The organism is Mesorhizobium sp. NBSH29, assembly GCF_015500055.1.
Taxonomy (GTDB): domain Bacteria; phylum Pseudomonadota; class Alphaproteobacteria; order Rhizobiales; family Rhizobiaceae; genus Neomesorhizobium.
Window position 1 is genome coordinate 1880206 of the sequence record NZ_CP045492.1, and the last position, 18272, is coordinate 1898477.

At 59.0% G+C, this 18272-nt stretch carries 18 protein-coding genes; 12 read left to right on the forward strand and 6 right to left on the reverse strand.

The features are described from left to right. Position 1: 1 nt before the first annotated feature. Both hutC and GA830_RS09285 read right to left on the reverse strand, forming a co-directional pair. Positions 2–745 carry a histidine utilization repressor gene (gene hutC / locus GA830_RS09280; protein ID WP_195161604.1) on the reverse strand — a complete coding sequence of 248 codons (744 nt, stop codon included), beginning with the start codon at positions 743–745 and terminating at the stop codon, positions 2–4. Beyond that, positions 742–2097, reverse strand: a complete 1356-nt coding sequence (locus tag GA830_RS09285; RefSeq protein ID WP_195161605.1) for a formimidoylglutamate deiminase — start codon at positions 2095–2097, stop codon at positions 742–744. Before GA830_RS09285 ends, hutC begins: the two co-directional genes overlap by 4 nt. An 85-nt stretch (positions 2098–2182) precedes the next feature. Here GA830_RS09285 and hutI point away from each other — a divergent pair, with 85 nt between their 5' ends. Genes hutI through GA830_RS09315 form a run of 6 tightly spaced genes read left to right on the forward strand, consistent with a single transcriptional unit; the run spans position 2183 to position 9390 of the window. Continuing rightward, positions 2183–3415, forward strand: coding sequence for an imidazolonepropionase (gene hutI / locus GA830_RS09290; RefSeq protein WP_374939257.1), 1233 nt, complete (start codon positions 2183–2185; stop codon positions 3413–3415). Then, positions 3412–4947: a histidine ammonia-lyase gene (gene hutH, locus GA830_RS09295; protein ID WP_195161606.1), complete on the forward strand. Its 1536-nt coding sequence runs from the start codon at positions 3412–3414 to the stop codon at positions 4945–4947. Before hutI ends, hutH begins: the two co-directional genes overlap by 4 nt. Continuing rightward, on the forward strand, positions 4944–5768 hold the full coding sequence (gene hutG / locus GA830_RS09300; RefSeq protein ID WP_195161607.1) for an N-formylglutamate deformylase: 825 nt from the start codon (positions 4944–4946) through the stop codon (positions 5766–5768). The genes hutH and hutG overlap by 4 nt, the downstream gene beginning before the upstream one ends. Before the next feature lie 19 nt (positions 5769–5787). Then, the gene (gene hutU / locus GA830_RS09305; protein WP_195161608.1) at positions 5788–7458 is read left to right on the forward strand and encodes a urocanate hydratase; all 1671 of its coding nucleotides are present in this window, start codon (positions 5788–5790) and stop codon (positions 7456–7458) included. 28 nt (positions 7459–7486) lie between these two features. Further along, a complete protein-coding gene (locus GA830_RS09310; protein WP_195161609.1) occupies positions 7487–8812 on the forward strand; it encodes a YjiH family protein in 1326 nt (441 codons plus the stop codon). After that, positions 8812–9390 (forward strand): HutD/Ves family protein, encoded by a 579-nt coding sequence (locus GA830_RS09315; RefSeq protein ID WP_195161610.1) that lies wholly within the window; start codon positions 8812–8814, stop codon positions 9388–9390. Before GA830_RS09310 ends, GA830_RS09315 begins: the two co-directional genes overlap by 1 nt. 90 nt (positions 9391–9480) lie before the next feature. Here the strand turns inward: GA830_RS09315 and GA830_RS09320 are convergent, their stop codons facing one another. The 3 genes from GA830_RS09320 to GA830_RS09330 are packed head-to-tail and all read right to left on the reverse strand — an operon-like array spanning position 9481 to position 12225. Then, a complete protein-coding gene (locus tag GA830_RS09320) occupies positions 9481–10401 on the reverse strand; it encodes an ABC transporter permease (RefSeq protein WP_195161611.1) in 921 nt (306 codons plus the stop codon). A 4-nt stretch (positions 10402–10405) separates the two neighbouring features. After that, positions 10406–11185, reverse strand: a complete 780-nt coding sequence (locus GA830_RS09325; protein WP_195161612.1) for an ABC transporter ATP-binding protein — start codon at positions 11183–11185, stop codon at positions 10406–10408. 56 nt (positions 11186–11241) lie between these two features. Continuing rightward, positions 11242–12225 carry an ABC transporter substrate-binding protein gene (locus GA830_RS09330; RefSeq protein ID WP_195161613.1) on the reverse strand — a complete coding sequence of 328 codons (984 nt, stop codon included), beginning with the start codon at positions 12223–12225 and terminating at the stop codon, positions 11242–11244. Positions 12226–12484: 259 nt separating this feature from the next. On the opposite strand from GA830_RS09330, the gene GA830_RS09335 reads away from it, so the two are divergent. The 6 genes from GA830_RS09335 to GA830_RS09360 all read left to right on the forward strand — a co-directional run bounded on the left by GA830_RS09335 (position 12485) and on the right by GA830_RS09360 (position 17418). Then, positions 12485–12859, forward strand: a complete 375-nt coding sequence (locus tag GA830_RS09335; RefSeq protein WP_195161614.1) for a YciI family protein — start codon at positions 12485–12487, stop codon at positions 12857–12859. Then, positions 12856–14115 (forward strand): RNA polymerase sigma factor, encoded by a 1260-nt coding sequence (locus tag GA830_RS09340; RefSeq protein ID WP_195161615.1) that lies wholly within the window; start codon positions 12856–12858, stop codon positions 14113–14115. The genes GA830_RS09335 and GA830_RS09340 overlap by 4 nt, the downstream gene beginning before the upstream one ends. 149 nt (positions 14116–14264) lie before the next feature. Beyond that, entirely contained in the window at positions 14265–14636 is a 372-nt protein-coding gene (locus GA830_RS09345; RefSeq protein ID WP_195161616.1) for a YciI family protein, read from the forward strand. Further along, complete coding sequence (locus tag GA830_RS09350) at positions 14633–15376, forward strand: DUF899 domain-containing protein (protein WP_195161617.1); 744 nt, start codon at positions 14633–14635, stop codon at positions 15374–15376. Before GA830_RS09345 ends, GA830_RS09350 begins: the two co-directional genes overlap by 4 nt. A 77-nt stretch (positions 15377–15453) precedes the next feature. Further along, on the forward strand, positions 15454–15771 hold the full coding sequence (locus GA830_RS09355) for a hypothetical protein (RefSeq protein WP_195161618.1): 318 nt from the start codon (positions 15454–15456) through the stop codon (positions 15769–15771). Positions 15772–15879: 108 nt separating this feature from the next. After that, on the forward strand, positions 15880–17418 hold the full coding sequence (locus GA830_RS09360) for a UxaA family hydrolase (RefSeq protein WP_258045390.1): 1539 nt from the start codon (positions 15880–15882) through the stop codon (positions 17416–17418). Between the two features lies 1 nt (position 17419). On the opposite strand, the gene GA830_RS09365 is transcribed toward GA830_RS09360, so the two are convergent. Continuing rightward, positions 17420–18271 carry an amidohydrolase family protein gene (locus GA830_RS09365; RefSeq protein WP_195161619.1) on the reverse strand — a complete coding sequence of 284 codons (852 nt, stop codon included), beginning with the start codon at positions 18269–18271 and terminating at the stop codon, positions 17420–17422. Position 18272: the final 1 nt, after the last annotated feature.

The window sequence follows — 18272 nt, forward strand, 5'->3', positions numbered from 1 at the left end:
CTCACCCCTCAGCCGGTGTGAACCTTGCAACCAGCGCGTGGTCATCACCCGCATAGGTCAGCCGCACATGGGTGATTGCCTGCTGCTCGGCGCTCCATGTCTTGCGCTCGACCACCAGACAGGCGGTGCCACGGGCAACGCCAAGTTGTTCTGCGCAGGCGGTGTCGGCTGAGGTGGCGCGGATTGTATGTTCGGCAGCGCTCCACGGCACCTTTGCCACCAGCCAGGGGCCGGGTGCCATATCGGTAAAACTCTGCTCTGCCGCTTCCGGCACCGCATCCAGGCTGATGAGGCGCTCCTCAAGGCAAAAGGGTTTTGCACCCGCAAAATGTCGGCAGGAAAGCGCCAGTACAGTGTGCCCGGATGCCACATCCAGCAACAGCCGGTCGGCCTGTGTTGCTTTGCGCCTGATGCTGGCGCTCAGCTCATAGCGATAGGGCAGGGCAAGTGCTGCCACCTCTGCCTTGATGTCGTGAATTTCCAGAATGGCTGATTGCAATTGCGGCCGCCGCACAAAACTACCAGAGCGTCGCCGCCGCTCGATCAGCCCCGTCGCGGCAAGCTGCGACAGCGCCTTGTTCACGGTCATGCGCGAACAGCCATATTGGTCGGTCAGTTCATGCTCGAATGGAATGCGGTAACCCGGCTCCCATTCGCCGGAAAGAATACGGTCGCGAATCTCGCACAGGATGCGCTGATGCAGCGACAACGTCTCGCCCCCATCAACCGCGCTATGCATGGTCATGTCGCGGCAAGGTCGCGCATGGTCGCGCGAAATTTTGCAGCGATCCTGTCACGCGAAAAATGGCGTCCCCCCTCGACCAGTTTTTTGCCTCCCACCCAGACACAATCGACAGCGCGTGCACCAGAAAAAATCCATGCATCGAGGATCTGGTCACCCGATTTCGCGGCGAAGGTCGGGTGGTCGCCATCGAGTGTCACGAAGTCGGCAGACCCGCCCGCATTCAGCCCGCTTTTGCCCGCACCCAGTGCCTGTTTTCCACCGGCTAAAGCGTTTGTGAACAGATTTCTGCCCGTGGTTTCGCCAAAATGGGCCAACACATTGCGTTGATTGAGCAATAATCGCTGCGAATATTCCAGTTGGCGCAATTCATCCACCACCCCGATCTGCACATTGGAATCGGAGCCGATCCCAAACGCGCCGCCGTGGCTCAAAAATTCAGGCGCAGAAAATGTACCATCGCCCAGGTTTGCCTCGGTGATGGGGCAGAGGCCGGCAACCGCACCGCTCAGCGCAAAGCCCTTTGTTTCCAAGGGGTTCATATGTGTCGCGTGGATAAGGCACCAATCAGAATTCACCTCGGCATGGTCAAGCAGCCACTCCACGGGCCGCGCGCCGGACCATGCGATACAGTCCGCGACTTCCTTCTTTTGTTCGGCAATATGGATGTGGATCGGCCCGCCATCGGCCAGCGCCACGATTTGCTCCAGTTCTGCCGGCGTGACCGCCCGCAAACTATGCGGCGCGACGCCAAGAACAGAATTGGCCGTGTCCGAAATCGCCGCCTGGCACCCCTCATAAAGCCGCGCAAACTGGTCGAGATCATTGATAAAGCGCCGCTGTCCCGCGCCGGGTGCCGTTCCGCCAAAGCCTGAATGGGCATAAAAAACCGGCAGCAGCGTCAGCGCAATGCCCGTATCTTGCGCGGCGCTCGCAATACGCTGCGCCATTTCTGCAATATTATCATAGGCTTGGCCATTGCAGTCGTGGTGGAGATAGTGAAATTCGCCAACGCGCGAAAAGCCGGCTTCCAGCATTTCCACATAAAGCTGCGCGGCAACAGCCTCCATCTGGTCAGGGCTCATGGTCAGCGCGAAACGGTACATCACCTCGCGCCACGACCAGAAACTGTCAGAACCCGGCCCGCGCGTTTCCGCCAATCCCGCCATGCCGCGTTGAAAGGCATGACTGTGCAGATTTGGCATGGATTCCAATAAGATAGCGTGCGTCTCGTCACCCTTCTGCGCATCCGTGTCAGGGGTGATTTGGCTCACCCGCCCGTCTTCAAAACAGATCCGCACATTGTTGCGCCAGCCTTCAGGCAGCAATGCTTGTTGGGCGAAAATGGCAGACATGACCAACTCCAATATCGAAGAATCCGGCTTGCGTGTGACGCAATTATGTCTATACATATTAGCTGCCTGAAGCAAGGGGAGAGCTATGGCAGGGATGGATCAAAAACCGTCAGTCCAGATCTGGAAAAATGCCAGACTGGCAAGTTTTCGCGAGGCAGATCAAGGACTTGGCATTGTCGAGCGCGGCGCTGTTGCTGCCCGCAATGGGCGCATTGTCTTTGCCGGTCCGCAGGCAGAGCTTCCCGCAGAAGCCGAGGCGGGCGCAATAATCACCGATTGCGAAGGCCGCTGGATCACCCCCGGCCTGATTGATTGCCATACCCATCTGGTCCACGCCGGCACCCGCGCCAATGAATTTGAAATGCGCCTTGCAGGTGCCACCTATGAGGAAGTCGCGCGCGCTGGCGGCGGCATTGTTTCCTCCGTCAAATCCCTCCGCGCCGCCTCCGAAGATGAGCTGGTCGCCCAAACGCTACCCCGCCTCGACGCGCTTATAAATGAGGGTGTGACGACGGTGGAAATAAAGTCAGGCTACGGCTTAGACCTTGAAAATGAAGCGAAATCCCTGCGCGCGGCCCGCCGTCTTGGCGCAGAGCGCGCCGTCACCATCCGCACCACATTCCTTGGCGCACACGCGCTTCCCCCCGAAGCCAAGGGCGACAAGGCCAGCTATATCGCCAAGGTAATCAGCGAAATGCTGCCCGCCATCGCGGCTGAAAATCTGGCCGATGCGGTGGACGGTTTTTGCGAAGGCATCGCCTTTTCACCGGGTGAAATCGCACAGGTCTTTGAAGCCGCAAAGGCCCACGGCCTGCCGGTGAAGCTCCATGCTGACCAATTGTCAAACCTGCATGGCGCAGCCCTTGCCGCCTCGTTTGGTGCGCTATCGGTCGATCATCTGGAATACACAGATGAGGCAGGTGCCGCCGCAATGGCACGCGCCGGTTCCGTCGCCGTCATGCTGCCCGGCGCTTATTACTTCATCCGCGAAAAGCAAAAGCCACCTCTGGAAGCCTTTAGAAAACATGGGGTTAAGCTTGCGGTTGCCACAGACAGCAACCCCGGCACCTCGCCGCTCACCTCTGTCTTGCTGGCCATGAACATGGCTGCAACCCTGTTTGAAATGACTGTCGAAGAGTGCCTCGCCGGCACCACGCGCGAAGCCGCCCGCGCGCTTGGCCTGCTCAGCGAGACTGGCACGCTGGAAGCCGGCAAATGGGCAGACCTTGCCATCTGGGACATCGAAAGCCCGGCAGAACTTGTCTACCGCATGGGCTTCAACCCACTGCACGCCCGCATCTGGAGAGGCCAATCATGATCACAATGACAGCAATGCCCGGCGCTATTTCGCTGGCAGACTGGCGCGCAATCTATCGCGGCGCGGTGCCGGTTCTGGACCCCTCATGCTGGGCGTTGGTGGAAAGAAGCGCGCAAACCGTGGCCCGCATCATCGCCAAGGGCGCGCCGGTCTATGGCATCAATACAGGCTTTGGCAAACTGGCCAGCGTGCGCATTGAAGATGCAGATCTGGCTACGCTGCAAAAAAACATTGTGCTCAGCCACGCAGCCGGTGTTGGCGAACCCATGCCGCAAAATATTGCGCGTTTGATGATGGCGCTGAAGATGGCCAGTCTGGCGCAGGGTGCCTCCGGCGTTCAAGTCAAGACGCTGGAATTGCTGGAGAAAATGCTGAGCGCCGATATTATTCCGGTGGTGCCGGCACAAGGTTCCGTCGGCGCATCGGGCGATCTCGCACCGCTCGCCCACATGACCGCCGCCATGATTGGCGTCGGCGATTGCTTCACGCCTAAGGGCCGCCTGCCTGCCACGCAAGCCCTCGAAGCGGCAGGCCTTGCCCCGCTGGAGCTTGGCGCAAAAGAAGGGCTGGCGCTGCTCAATGGCACGCAGTTTTCCAACGCCTATGCGCTTGCCGCTTTGTTCGAGGCGGAGGTTCTTTTCCAGGCAGCATTGGTCACCGGCGCGCTTTCCACGGATGCCGCAAAAGGCTCCGACGCGCCGTTTGATCCACGCATCCACGCGCTGCGCAAACACCGTGGCCAGATCGAAACCGCAAATACATTGCGCGCCCTGATGGCAGGCAGCGCCATCCGCGAGTCCCACCGTGTGGGAGATGAGCGCGTGCAAGACCCTTACTGCCTGCGCTGCCAGCCACAGGTCATGGGCGCCGTGCTCGATCTATTGCGGCAGGCGGCAATGACCCTTGGCACGGAAGCCAATGGCGTTTCCGACAATCCGCTGATCTTTACCGACGATGACACTGCCCTTTCGGGCGGTAATTTCCACGCAGAACCTGTGGCTTTCGCCGCAGATATGATTGCGCTTGCCGTCTGCGAAATCGGCTCGCTCACTGAGCGCCGCATCGCCATGCTGGTTGATCCGGCCTTGTCGGGAATGCCAGCTTTTCTCACGCCCAAACCGGGTCTCAATTCAGGCTTCATGATCCCGCAGGTCACAGCCGCTGCTCTGGTGTCTGAAAACAAGCAGAAGGCCTATCCGGCCAGCGTGGATTCCATTCCCACCTCCGCCAATCAGGAGGACCATGTGTCGATGGCAGCCCACGGCGCGCGCCGCCTGATGGCGATGGTTGATAACGCCACTGCCGTTGTCGGCATCGAATTGCTGGCCGCCGCACAAGGCTGTGATTTCCACCAGCCGCTCGCGTCAAGCACAGCGCTGCAGGCCGTCCGCGCGCTCCTGCGGGCAGAAGTCCCGCATCTGGATGAAGACCGGCATTTCCACCCCGATATGGAAAAAGCCATTGCGCTGGTGCGCAGCGGCGCGGTTGCGAAGGCAGCCGCCAATATTGCCCTTCCAGAGGTGGCACAATGAACGCAAACACAACGCCCTGGCTGAAAATCCACCGCGGCCAAGCCCCGCTTCTGGTCAGCCTTCCGCATACCGGGATTGATCTGGCAGGGCTTGAACCGCGCCTCACATCGCAATGGCTGGGTCAGCGCGATTGTGATTGGTGGATCGACCAATTGTATGATTTTGCTCAAGATCTGGGCGCAACAATCATCCACACCGCGATCTCGCGCACGGTGATCGACGTCAACCGCGATCCATCGGGCGTGTCGCTCTATCCGGGCCAGACCACAACCACTCTGTGCCCGCTCGAAACCTTTGACGGGGAGGCGCTTTATCGCGCCGGCGAAGAACCCGATGGGGATGAAATTGCGGCGCGCCGCGAAACCTATTTCGATCCATACCATGCAGCACTGACCGCCGAGCTGCACCGGCTGCGCGCGGCGCATTCCAAAGTGGTTCTCTATGATTGCCACTCCATCCGCTCGGTCATTCCGCGCCTGTTTGAAGGCACATTGCCGGTGTTCAATCTCGGCACCGACAGCGGCAAAAGTGCTGCCCCCGAGCTTCAGGCGCGGGTTGAAAAAATCATGGCGGCAAGCGGCGAAAGCCACATCAGCAATGGCCGTTTCAAGGGCGGCTTCATCACCCGCCATCATGGCGATCCGGCAGGCGGCATTCACGCGCTCCAGATGGAGCTTTCCAACCGTGGCTATATGCGCGAGCCGCTTGGCGCTGTGACGCCCGAAATCTGGCCGACGCAGTATGACGCGGCCTTTGCTGCCCCCATGCGCAAAACGCTCACCGAAATTCTCACAACCGCACGCGACTGGGCGCAAGCCTGACCGACCCGGAGGAATACAAATGAACAACCGCATTGATAATGAACGGGTCATCCGCGCTGCCACCGGCACCGAGTTGACCGCCAAAAGCTGGCTGACCGAAGCGCCGCTGCGCATGCTGATGAACAATCTTGATCCGATGGTGGCGGAAAAGCCGGGCGAACTGGTCGTTTATGGCGGCATCGGTCGCGCCGCGCGCGATTGGCAAAGCTATGACAAAATCGTCGGCGCACTGACCAATCTGGAGGAGGACGAGACGCTTCTGGTCCAGTCCGGGAAGCCCGTTGGCGTTTTCAAAACCCATGCGGATGCGCCGCGCGTTCTCATTGCAAACTCCAACCTCGTGCCGCATTGGGCCAATTGGGACCACTTCAACGAGTTGGATAAAAAGGGCCTGATGATGTACGGCCAGATGACAGCTGGCTCGTGGATCTATATCGGCAGTCAGGGCATCGTTCAGGGCACCTACGAGACCTTCGTGGAGATGGGCCGCCAGCATTATGGCGGCGATCTGGCAGGCCGCTGGATCCTCACGGCTGGCCTTGGCGGCATGGGCGGCGCACAGCCGCTTGCAGCCACAATGGCCGGCGCCTCCTGCCTTGCCATCGAATGCCAGCCAAGCCGCATCGAGATGCGCTTGAAGACCGGCTATGTCGATGTGCAGGCGAAGGATCTTGATGATGCGCTTGCCATCATCAACAAGGCCTGTGCCGACAAAAAGGCTGTTTCTGTCGCCCTTCTGGGCAATGCCGCCGACATTTTCCCCGAGCTGGTCAAGCGCGGCGTGAAGCCGGATGCGGTCACCGACCAGACCTCTGCGCATGATCCGGTCAATGGCTACCTGCCGCAGGGCTGGAGCGTTTCCGATTGGGAGACAAAGCGCGAGCGTGACCCTAAATCCGTCGACAAGGCAGCCCGCAAATCAATGGCCGTGCAGGTGCGCGCCATGCTCGATTTCCACAAAATGGGCGTTCCAACGGTCGATTATGGCAACAATATCCGCCAGATGGCGCTGGAAGAGGGCGTTGAGAATGCCTTTGATTTTCCAGGCTTCGTGCCAGCCTATATCCGCCCGCTCTTTTGCCGTGGCATTGGCCCGTTCCGCTGGGCCGCACTATCGGGTGATCCGGAAGATATCTACAAGACAGACGCCAAGGTGAAGGAACTGACACCGGGCAACCACCATCTGCACAATTGGCTCGACATGGCGCGCGAGCGCATCCACTTCCAGGGCCTGCCGGCGCGTATCTGCTGGGTGGGCTTGGGCGACCGTCACCGGCTTGGCCTCGCCTTCAACGAAATGGTCAAAAGCGGCGAACTCAAAGCACCGGTCGTCATCGGCCGCGACCATCTGGATTCAGGCTCCGTCGCCTCGCCAAACCGTGAGACAGAAGCCATGCAGGATGGTTCGGACGCGGTGTCCGACTGGCCGCTGCTCAACGCGCTGCTCAACACGGCATCGGGCGCAACATGGGTGTCGCTGCATCATGGCGGCGGCGTTGGCATGGGCTTTTCCCAGCATTCAGGCATGGTGATCGTGGCGGATGGGACAGATGACGCAGCACGCCGTCTGGAGCGTGTGTTGTGGAATGATCCGGCCACCGGCGTCATGCGCCATGCCGATGCCGGCTACGAAATCGCGCAAGACTGCGCGCGAGAGCACAAGCTCAATTTGCCCGGAATTCTGGGCTGATAAACAACAACACAAGGGAGGGGATCCAATGACCGATATACCTTACACGCAACCGGCTGCAAAAGGCGCAAATGCCTTCAAGCTCATCGTCTACAGCCTCATCGGCATTTTCGTGTTCTTTGTGCCGATTACCATTGCGGGCAAATCCACCATTCCGCTCGACCATGCGGCATCTGCCATCGTCACCTATGCGCGGCCTTTCGCCATCGCCTTTGTCTGCGCGCTCATTCTCTATGGGGCGGCTGCTCCCTTCGTGAATGGCACATGGCGCAGGAGCATCACTGATACGGTGTTCTCGTTCCTGCGCGTGCTGGGTGCCATACTTGCCGGCATGTTTCTGGCCAATGTCGGCCCGGAAGTACTTTTCGCGCCTGATATGCTGCCCTTCTTGTTCAACAAGCTGGTGCTTTCGGTCGGCCTCATCGTGCCAATCGGCGCATTGGCTCTGGGCTTTTTGGTCGGCTATGGATTGCTGGAACTGACCGGCGTTCTGGTGCAGCCAATAATGCGTCCGATTTGGCGCACGCCCGGCTCCTCGGCAATTGATGCGGTGGCATCCTTCGTCGGCAGCTATTCGCTGGCGCTGCTGATCACAGACCGCGTCTTCCGTGAAGGCAAATACACGGTGCGCGAGGCGGCCATTGTTGCCACCGGTTTCTCCACCGTATCGGCAACCTTCATGGTCATCGTTGCCAAGACGCTTGGCCTGATGGGCTCGTGGAACCTTTATTTCTGGAGCACGCTGCTCGTCACCTTCATCGTCTCTGCCATTACCGCGCGCCTGTGGCCGTTGACCAAGCTCGACCATCCGGCAGACAAGGATGTACCATTGCCAACAGGCCGCAACCGTCTTCAGGCAGCATTCGATGCAGGGCTTGCACAGGCGGCTGCATCCAAGAGCCTTTTCGTCACGCTACGCGAAAACTTCCTTGATGGTTTGCGCATGGCGGCGATGATCCTGCCAAGCATCATGGCTGTGGGCCTACTCGGCCTTTTGGCTGCGAAATACACGCCTATCTTTGATGTGCTTGGACTGGCGCTCTACCCGTTCACATGGGTGGCCCAACTGGCAGAACCCATGCTGGCCGCCAAGGCGCTTGCCTCTGGTCTGGCAGAAATGTTCCTGCCGGCAATCCTGCTCAAGGAAGCAGACCTGAGCCTGAAATTCATCGCAGCCATTGTCTCGGTCAGTCAGGTTCTGTTTCTATCGGCCTCCATCCCTTGTGTGCTGGCAACGTCCATCCCGCTCAGCTTCCGCGACCTGTTGGTAATCTGGTACATCCGCACCGGTCTCAGCATCCTTGTCGCGGCACCTATCGCCTATCTGGCGATCACCATGGGCTGGCTGGCCTGATGCAAATCCTGCGCGCCGCAGATCATCGCCGCATGCCGTGGAAGAACGGCGGCGGCGAGACAACCGAAATCATGGTCTGGCCCCAAGGGGCCGGACTGGATAATTTCGGCTGGCGCGTCTCCATGGCACGGGTCACGCAAGACGGCCCGTTCTCGGCCTTCCCCGGCATAGACCGCACCCTCGCCATACTGGAAGGCGAGGGCCTGCGGCTTGAGATTTCGGGCCAGCCTCCAATTGAGCTTGGCCGCACGTCCACGCCGCACAGCTTTCCCGCAGATGCCGAAACCGGCTCTGCTCTGCTGCGTGGTCCGGTGACGGATCTCAATGTGATGACGCGGCGCGGAAGTTTTTCGCACCGCCTCACACGCTTGGAAAATGCCGGGCAGCTAACGCTGGGCAGCGAGATCCAAAGAGCGCTTCTTCTATGCAGTCGCGGCACTGTGTCAGTGCAGATCGACGGCCAGATGGAAGAGCTTTCTCCTCTGGATTGCGCCTTGGCCACCACCTCCGCCGCATGGGAAAAGGTGCATGCGGAGAACACAGAAGTCTATCTCATAGAGATTATCGCTCAAGGCTGAAGCAATCTCATAAAGGCAATGCCTGCGTGAAATCATGGCAAGGGGTGCATTGAACGGCTTTTAACAAACCGCCTGATGTATGGCAGGGTTTTATTCGCGCATCGTCTCGCGTGCCATCGGCGCGCCACCGCGCCGCAGGTTTGGCAAAGCCAGCATGGCAAGCACGAAAAGCCCGGTTGCAAGTTTAAGATCGGGCGGTGGCATACCGGCTGCCAAGCAAAATGAGACAAGCTGGTAATACACCACAGCGCCCACAAAGGGTGCTGCCAGCTGCCGCGTTACGGTCTGCTTGCCAATAATGGCCTCGCCGATCATCAGCGCCGCAAGCCCGTTAATAAGAATGCCAATGCCCATATTCACATCGGCAAAACCTTGCGATTGCACCATCAAGGCTCCGCCTGTGGCAGAAAATGCGCTGGCAAGCCCGACGCCGCCAATCGTGGCAGCCCAAACGCCGATGCCCTGTGCTTCCGCCATGTCAGGGTTTGCGCCAACAGCGCGCACGGCAGTGCCTTGCTCGGTGTTCAGGAACAAGCGCAAAAGCAAAAACACGCCAAGCCCAAACAGCCCTGCAATGATGATCTTGCCATAGGGCGAACCAGCCTGAACAAAGCTGATCCACTCAAATACGGTGGCCTCGCCAAATACCGAAAGGTTGGATTTTCCCATGATGCGCAAATTGATGCTGTACAGCATCGTCATCATCAAAATGCCTGCTAACAGCGTGTGGATGCGAAACCGCAAATGGATAAAGGCGGTGCAACAGCCTGCCAGAAACCCTGCCACCAGCGCCACCGCAATGGCCAGAACCGGCGAAGCACCGGCGGCCAGAAGCACACCGCACACGCTGCCACCAAGTGGAAACGCGCCTTCACTGGTCAAATCCGGAAAATTGAGAACCCGAAACGGGATCATGATGCCAAGCACGACGAAAGCCAAAATAAAGCTTTGCGCCAGCGTGACAGGCACGAGCGAGATGAAGCTCGACAAAGTGGTCTGAATGAAATCCATAAATCTAGCTTGCCAGTAGCAGACGGTCGGTTTTGACCGAGAAATGTCCGATAAGATCAACCACGCTGAGGTTTTCTTTCTCTGGCCCGGCAATGCGCAAGCGCAGAGCCCCGGCATCCAGCATAATCACCGAACTCCCGAAATCGATCGCATGTTGCATATTATGCGTGACCATCAGCGTGGTGAGCTTGAAGGCCTCAACCGCGCGCACTGTCGCGCCCATCACAATATCGGCGGTGCGCGGATCAAGCGCGGCGGTATGCTCATCCAGAAGCAAAAGGTCAGGCTCATTGCTCACCGCCATGATGAGCGAGAGCGATTGTCGCTGTCCGCCCGATAGCAGCTCAACACGGGTGTCCAGCCGGTTTTCCAGACCAAGGCCCAGAATTGCCAGGCGTTCGCGGTATGTGGCAATTCGCGTCGCATTCAGGCCGCGGCGCAAAGTTCTGCGCTTGCCGCGAAGGTCTGCCAAAAGCATGTTTTCGGCGACCGTCATACTGGCGGCGGTGCCCTTCATCGGGTCTTGAAACACACGCGCAATACGTGCTGCCCGCTTGTGCACGGGCAGGGAAGTCACATCATCGCCATTGATCAAAATACTGCCCGTATCAAGCGCCAATGCGCCAGATACGGCATTCAGCATACTGCTCTTGCCAGCGCCATTGGAGCCGATGACGATCGCGAATTCGCCCGTCTCAAGCGTCAGGTTAAGCCCGTTAAGCGCCGTCTTCTCGTCGGCCTGCCCGGCATAAAATACCTTCCGGGCCTGTTTGATTTCAAGCATAACTCTACCTCAAGCGGCGGCGCAACAGGTCACGCCGACGCTTTTTTGGGACTATGTTACTCGACGATGCAATCGCAATCGGCAAAGGATTCTGGAATTTCAAAGCCAAATGCCGCCATGGCCTTTTTGGAAATCAAAGGCGCATGGTCCTCATAGAGAGGGCGGTAGGGCGGGATTGTCTTTGGGTCTTTGCCTTTTAGAATTTCCGCAGCAATAGCGCCAGCCTTCAGGCCTACTTGAGTGTAATTGACCGCAAAGCTCGCTGGCACAACACCGCTGCGCACCGCGCTGTCATCAGCATTCACCACCGGAATTTTGGTCTGGCGCGCTGCCGCAGCCACTGCCGCAATCGCTGGCTGAATGAGGTTTGATGCAGGGCCGTAGATCACATCGACCTTGCCAGCCAGAAGCGAAACGCGCTGCTGGATGTCGTTGATATTGTCGATGCCGACTTCCACGATCTCGAAACCGGCATCGGGGCCTGCTTCGTTGATCTTTGCTACCAGTGCAACATCGTTGGCCTCGCCTGGATTATAGGCAACGCCAAAGCGCTTGGCGTTCGGGAACAGCTTCTTGGTAAACTCCATCACTGCTTTCATATCCTGAAGATCGGTCGCGCCGGTCATACCCTCATCACCAGTGTCCCATGAAGGAACAAGATTGGCAGCGACCGGGTCGGTCACGGCTGAAAACACAACAGGAATGCCAGAGCCGGCAAGCGCCTTTTTGGCAATTTGCGAAACAGGCGTGGTAACGGTGAAAATCAGCTTCGAATTTTCGGCCTGAAGCTTGGCAATCATCTGCGGCACCAGCGAAGCATCAAAATTTGTGTGGCTCTCGGAATAGACAATATCCTTGCCTTCCTCGAAGCCATTTTCAGCCAAAGCTTTTTTAAACCCGGCAATGGCTGCATTGAGTTGTGGATGTTCGCCAAAATTGGCAATGCCAACCTTCACAGGTTCTGCATATGCGCTGGCTGCCCCAATCAAGGTGGCCGCCAGAACGACGCCGAGCTTTAGCCCGGTTCCTAAAAGACCCATTATTTCCTCCCGTTCGTGCGCTGCATTCTCCTGGAGCAGCATTGGGCGGGATCATGCTTATGGGCCGGTAATGAGTCAATTGCTCACGGGCCAGTTGGCCAGATAATCAAGCAGTCCAAACCTTACCATGCGGTAGTTGGGGATGCGTGCTGCACTGGAGATGCTAAGTCGCATAGTGTGGGCTGGTGGATTGCGGATTTCGTGGTACGCCACTAACCTCCACGCCGGTTCGCGTTCGAGACGAAGTGGAAACTTTCCAATGAAATACGTCATCCTTTGCTATGACGAGCAGGCTGTCACCCAGGCGCTGTCCCCGGAAGATGATGCGGCCATGATGAGCAGGCTTTTTGCGGTCCAGAAGAAGATGGCCGACAAGGGCAAGCTCGGCCCCGTCGCCAAGCTGAAGCCAACCAACACCGCCAGGACGCTACCCAAGGGCGCCGGCGCCATGGTGGTCGACGGACCCTTTGCCGAGACCAAGGAACAGCTTCTGGGCTTCTACCTCGTCGATTGCGAAGATGAAGATGAAGCCTTTGAATTCGTTCGTGAACTTTCTGCCGCCAAGACACACGGGACCGGCTCCTATGAGGTCAGGCCGATCGAACTGTTCCTGCCCGCCCCGCCTGCTGCGTGAAGTCGCTCGGCTGGATCGATGAAGCGCTGGCCGCTGCCCGCCCGCAGGCGGTCGGTGCGTTATTGCGCTATTTCCGCGACCTCGATACAGCCGAAGACGCCTATCAGGAAGCCTGTGTCCGTGCCTTGAAATCCTGGCCGGAAAAGGGCCTGCCGCGGGATCCGGCCGCCTGGCTGATCTTTGTCGGACGCAACGCCGCCCTGGACGTGATACGCCGCCGCTCTAAACAGCAGTCACTGCCGCCCGAAGACCTCATTTCCGACCTCGAAGATGTCGAAAACTCGGTTGTCGAAGATCTGGACAATGCGCACTATCGCGATGATATCCTTAGGCTTTTGTTCGTCTGCTGCCACCCGGACCTGCCGGCTAATCAGCAGATCGCTATGGCGCTGCGCATCGTCTCCGGCCTCTCCGTTCGCGAGATCGCCCGTGCCTTTCTGATCACCGAGAAGGCGATGGAACAGCGCATCACCCGCGCCAAGCGCCGCGTCGGCGAAGCCGGCATTTCCTTCAGCGTCCCCGATGCCAGAGAGCGCGCGGCCCGCCTCGGAACTGTCGCTTCGATGATCTATCTCGTCTTCAACGAAGGCTATTCGGCCAGCGGCGGCAGCGTCCATGTCCGCGTTGCTTTGTGTGACGAGGCACTCCGGCTGGCGCGCATTCTGCTCAGCATTTTCCCGGGTGAGCCGGAGATCATGGGCCTGACCGCGCTGTTGCTCATGCAGCATTCCCGCACCCTGGCGCGGCTCGATGCGGACAACAGGATCGTCCTTTTGCAGGACCAGGACCGCAGGTTGTGGAATCACGCGATGATTGCCGAGGGGGGTGATTTGGTCAGGAAAGCACGCGCGATGCGCCGCCCCGGACCGTACCAGATCCAGTCGGCAATTGCGGCTGTCCATGCCGAGGCGCCTACGGCCGAGGACACCGACTGGGCGCAGATCGACCAGCTTTACGGCGTGCTGCAGCGCGTGCAGCCTTCACCGGTTATCGAGCTGAACCGCGCCGTCGCCGTCGCGAAACTGCACGGCCCCGCAGCCGCCTTGGCTCTGGTGGAGCCGTTAGGAGAACACCTCCTCAACTACTTCCATTTCTACGGTGTTAAGGCCGTATTGCTGAAAGACCTCGGCCGCACCGAAGAAGCACGGGAAGCGTTTAACCGCGCGTTGGCACTGGCCAACACAGCCGCGGAAGCCGAGCACATCCGGATGCAGATTGCCGGTCTCTCAACGTCACAAAAGCCCGCCCACTCCTGACCGTCAGAAAAAATTTTATACGGACCCATGTCGGAAACCTCCGCCGTGGTCCGTCCTTGCATCAAAGTTGCAGGCAGGAGCGGCAGTTATCCAGCATCGAGGCCTCGCGCTCAGTAATGGTGGATCACGAGGAAGAGATGGGGAGCCCGATGAAATATGTCTGCCTGGTTTACGGCGTAGAAGCCACGCTCGACGCGCTGCCGAATAGCGCCAAGGACAGTCTCGTCGCCGGCTGCGTGACTTTTGACTCGAAACTTGATCAGCAAGGTCAGTTGGTCATCGCCCAGGCGCTGGACTCATCCAGCAGTGCCACCTCCGTGCGCGTTCGGGGCGGCAATGTCGACATCCTCGACGGCCCGTTTGCCGAAACCAAGGAGCAGTTGCTGGGCTTCTTCATGATCGAGGCGGCAGACCGTCAGCACGCCTTGGATATCGCGGCCCAAAGCCCGATGGCAGCAATGGGGACGATAGAGGTGCGGCCGGTCCGAACTTTGAAGCATTTCCAAAGGAGTGTTCCATGAACCGCGCAGAGATCGTGTCAAAGGACAGATGGGCCGCCGCCCAAAAGGCGCATTTGCAGCGCGAAAAGCAGCTTACCCGCATGCGCGACAGTGTGAATGCGGAGCGCCAGAAGCTTCCCTGGCGCAGGCTGGAAAAGACGTATGAATTTTTGGGACCACAAGGCAAAACGAGCCTGGCCGATCTCTTCGATGGGCGCAGCCAGCTCATTGTCCAGCATTTCATGTTTGCCCCGGAATGGCAGGAGGGCTGCGTAGGTTGTTCGTTCCTGGCCGATCATGTGGATGCAGCGCGCCGACATTTCGAGCACAAGGATCTGTCCTTCGCTGCCGTGTCCCGTGCTCCCCTGGCAAAGATCGAGAACTATCGCCGACGCCTGGGATGGAGGTTCACGTGGGTTTCCTCCGAGGGCAGCGATTTCAACTTCGACTTTCATGTCTCGTTTCGCCCAGAAGAACTGGCCACAGGCGAGGTCTATTATAACTACCGGATGACCGAAAACACGTCGCCGGATCTGCCCGGCGTCAGTACTTTCTACCGCAATGAAACTGGCGAAATATTTCACGTTTCGTCGAACTTCGGGCGCGGCGACGAACTGCTGATTGGCGCGTACAACTATCTGGACCTCGCGCCCAAAGGCCGTGATGAAACCGGGCCGAGCGGCAATCTGATGGATTGGGTACGGCGCAACGACCAATATGAAAAGTCATCAAAAAAAATCGCTGCCGCCTGTTGCGCCTAGACGCCGACGCATCTTGAATTGGCGAAATGCGGGCATGCGCCCTATATCCGGGAAACGTCTTCCACTGGATAGGCCGGATGCCCGCAAACAAAGTCCTCACCGGTTCGCTGCTGGCGCTTGCCCTCAGCGCGTCCCTCGCGGGATCGGCCTCGGCCTTTTCCACTGACCCGCTAAATCCCGGTTCCCGCCCGAATATCATCCTCAACGGCAGCATGCCGGATTTGCAGGCGCACGAACGGATGCAGCGCGGCCTCGAAGGCCTTCGTGACCAGCAGCAGTTGCGCGAACTCGATCGTCAACAAATCCAGCCTCAGCGACTGAACGTTCCAAAAATGAAGCCGACCTGCCAAAAGCAGATACGCGGTAACAGAATCATCACCGTGCCCTGCACCTGACATGGGTGCTGAAAAGTTTGGAAAGTTATCGGCAAGAGCGTGCGAATGCTTGCGTCGCCGACAAAGAGAGCTCACACATTTGTCGGACAAATGCAGGGAGGAAACGCGATGGCTGGCGGCATTGGCATGAATGGCGTGATCCGCTTGAACGCGCGCGACAATGTAGTGGTGCTGACAAAGGCCTTTCCGGCCGGCCAGCAGCCCATTGGCAGCGGCACTGCGCTGGAACGGTTGGTGCCATCCGGCCACAAGATCGCCACCCAAAATATTCCGCTTGGAGAACCCATCCTGAAGTTCGGTCAGATCATCGGCTATGCCAGCCAGCCAATCGCACTGGGCGACCACGTCCACACCCACAACTGCGTCATGGGTGCCCACGACCAGACCTACAAGATTGGCGAAGATTTCCGCCCCGTAGATTACGTGCCAGCAGCCGAACGCCTCAGCTTTCAAGGCTACCGCCGTGCCGATGGAAGTGCTGCGACACGCAACTACATCGCGCTTTGCGCCACGGTGAACTGCTCAGCAACGGTCATCCGGCACATCGCAGACCATTTCAATCGCTCTGGTGTGCTTGACGCCTATCCCAATGTCGATGGCGTCATTGCGCTGGCGCATGGCACCGGCTGCGGCATGGCGTCGTCCGGCGAAGGCTACGATATCCTGCAGCGCGTTTTGTGGGGGCATGCCACGCACCCCAATGTCGGCGCCGCCATCTTTGTCGGGCTCGGCTGCGAAGTCATGCAGATCGGCCGCATGCGCGCCATGTTCGGCTCGCGCGGCGAAGAACGTTTCCACGGCCTTACCATCCAGGAGACAGGTGGCACCCGCAAGACAATTGCCGCAGGCATCGCGTCGATCAATGCGCTTTTGCCAACCGTCAACGCAGTCAAACGCGAACCCATCCCGGTTTCCGAATTGGTCGTGGGCCTTCAATGCGGCGGGTCCGACGGCTTTTCCGGCGTCACTGCGAACCCAGCGCTCGGTGCAGCAACTGACCTGCTGGTCCGCCATGGCGGCACCGCGCTGTTATCCGAAACCCCCGAGATTTATGGCGCCGAGCAATTGCTGGTGCGCCGCGCTGCCAGCACCGAGGTCGGCGAAAAAATGATTGAGCGCATTCGCTGGTGGGAGCGCTACACCGAAATGAACGGCGGCTCGATGGACAACAATCCGTCGCCTGGCAACAAGGCTGGCGGGCTTACGACCATCCTGGAAAAGTCCCTCGGCGCGGCAGCCAAGGGCGGCACGCTGGCCTTGTCAGACGTGTTGCTCTACGCCGAGCGGGTCAAGGTGCCGGGCTTCGTGTTCATGGATTCACCGGGCTACGATCCGGTTTCGGCCACCGGCCAGATTGCATCGGGCTCGCAGATCATCGTTTTCACCACCGGGCGTGGCTCGGCGTTTGGCTCAAAGCCGGCGCCAACGATCAAGCTTGCCACCAACTCTTCCATGTATCGGCAGCTCGAAGAAGATATGGATCTCAACTGCGGCGACATCATTGATGATGGCATTTCAATCGACGAAAAGGGCCGTCAGATCGTCGAGCACATCATAGCGGTCGCGTCGGGACAGAAGAGCAAGAGCGAGGCGCTGGGCCTTGGCGACAACGAATTTGTTCCGTGGCAACTGGGAGCGGTGATGTAGCCTATCGGGCAAGCCTGTAGAAGCGCTGCGCCGTGCCGCCGAAAATCTCCATGCGGTCTCCTTCTGGGAGATGCGCGGTCAGTTTTTCAGCCGTGCCAAGCCAGCCCTCATAGCTGGCGTTCAGCAGGCATACTGGCCAGTCAGAGCCCCACATCACGCGCGTGGCGCCAAATGCGGCAAGCACATGCGAAACGTAGGGGCGCAGGTCTTCGGCAGACCATCCATCACCTGCCTCGGTCACCAGCCCCGACAGCTTGCAGCAGGCAGATGTTTCCGCCGCAATGCGCGACATACCTTCCGCCCATGTGGAAAATGCGTCTTGCGCCGTTCCATGGTCCCTGACTGGCGGTTTCATGCAGTGGTCGACCACAACGCGCAGCTTTGGATAGCGGCGCAGCAGCGTCAGGAAATTGGGCAGATGCCGCGAAAACCCCAGCGCATCAAAAGTGAGATCGAGCTCGACAAGTGCCGCATAGGCCCATTGCACATCGTCCCGCAACATCCAGTCGTCATCAACGATATCCTGGATCATTGGACGTACGCCCAGAAAATTTGGATGGTGCTTTAGCCGCTGGAGATGCTGCAGATGACGCCGGTCTTCAAAGTCGATCCAGCCAACCACGCCGGCGATGCTGGTCGTCGCATCGCTCAGCCCGAGCAAGTACTCCGTTTCTTCTACTGTCGCTGCGGCCTGCACCAGAACGGTGCGTGAAATGCCGGCCTCGGCAAGCACAGGGGCAAGGTCGGCTGGCAGGTAATTCCGCGAAAGCACCGGGTGGTCCCTGGGCATCCAGTCATAGTCTGCGCGCGCCACATTCCAGTAATGCTGGTGCGCGTCGACCCGGCCTTTCACC

Excerpts from the sequence above, each read along its gene's own strand:
- hutC (WP_195161604.1), bottom strand. The coding sequence starts at position 745 with ATGACCATGCATAGCGCGGTTGATGGGGGCGAGACGTTGTCGCTGCAT.
- GA830_RS09285 (WP_195161605.1), bottom strand. The coding sequence starts at position 2,097 with ATGTCTGCCATTTTCGCCCAACAAGCATTGCTGCCTGAAGGCTGGCGC.
- hutI (WP_374939257.1), top strand. The coding sequence starts at position 2,183 with ATGGCAGGGATGGATCAAAAACCGTCAGTCCAGATCTGGAAAAATGCC.
- hutH (WP_195161606.1), top strand. The coding sequence starts at position 3,412 with ATGATCACAATGACAGCAATGCCCGGCGCTATTTCGCTGGCAGACTGG.
- hutG (WP_195161607.1), top strand. The coding sequence starts at position 4,944 with ATGAACGCAAACACAACGCCCTGGCTGAAAATCCACCGCGGCCAAGCC.
- hutU (WP_195161608.1), top strand. The coding sequence starts at position 5,788 with ATGAACAACCGCATTGATAATGAACGGGTCATCCGCGCTGCCACCGGC.
- GA830_RS09310 (WP_195161609.1), top strand. The coding sequence starts at position 7,487 with ATGACCGATATACCTTACACGCAACCGGCTGCAAAAGGCGCAAATGCC.
- GA830_RS09315 (WP_195161610.1), top strand. The coding sequence starts at position 8,812 with ATGCAAATCCTGCGCGCCGCAGATCATCGCCGCATGCCGTGGAAGAAC.
- GA830_RS09320 (WP_195161611.1), bottom strand. The coding sequence starts at position 10,401 with ATGGATTTCATTCAGACCACTTTGTCGAGCTTCATCTCGCTCGTGCCT.
- GA830_RS09325 (WP_195161612.1), bottom strand. The coding sequence starts at position 11,185 with ATGCTTGAAATCAAACAGGCCCGGAAGGTATTTTATGCCGGGCAGGCC.
- GA830_RS09330 (WP_195161613.1), bottom strand. The coding sequence starts at position 12,225 with ATGGGTCTTTTAGGAACCGGGCTAAAGCTCGGCGTCGTTCTGGCGGCC.
- GA830_RS09335 (WP_195161614.1), top strand. The coding sequence starts at position 12,485 with ATGAAATACGTCATCCTTTGCTATGACGAGCAGGCTGTCACCCAGGCG.
- GA830_RS09345 (WP_195161616.1), top strand. The coding sequence starts at position 14,265 with ATGAAATATGTCTGCCTGGTTTACGGCGTAGAAGCCACGCTCGACGCG.
- GA830_RS09350 (WP_195161617.1), top strand. The coding sequence starts at position 14,633 with ATGAACCGCGCAGAGATCGTGTCAAAGGACAGATGGGCCGCCGCCCAA.
- GA830_RS09355 (WP_195161618.1), top strand. The coding sequence starts at position 15,454 with ATGCCCGCAAACAAAGTCCTCACCGGTTCGCTGCTGGCGCTTGCCCTC.
- GA830_RS09360 (WP_258045390.1), top strand. The coding sequence starts at position 15,880 with ATGGCTGGCGGCATTGGCATGAATGGCGTGATCCGCTTGAACGCGCGC.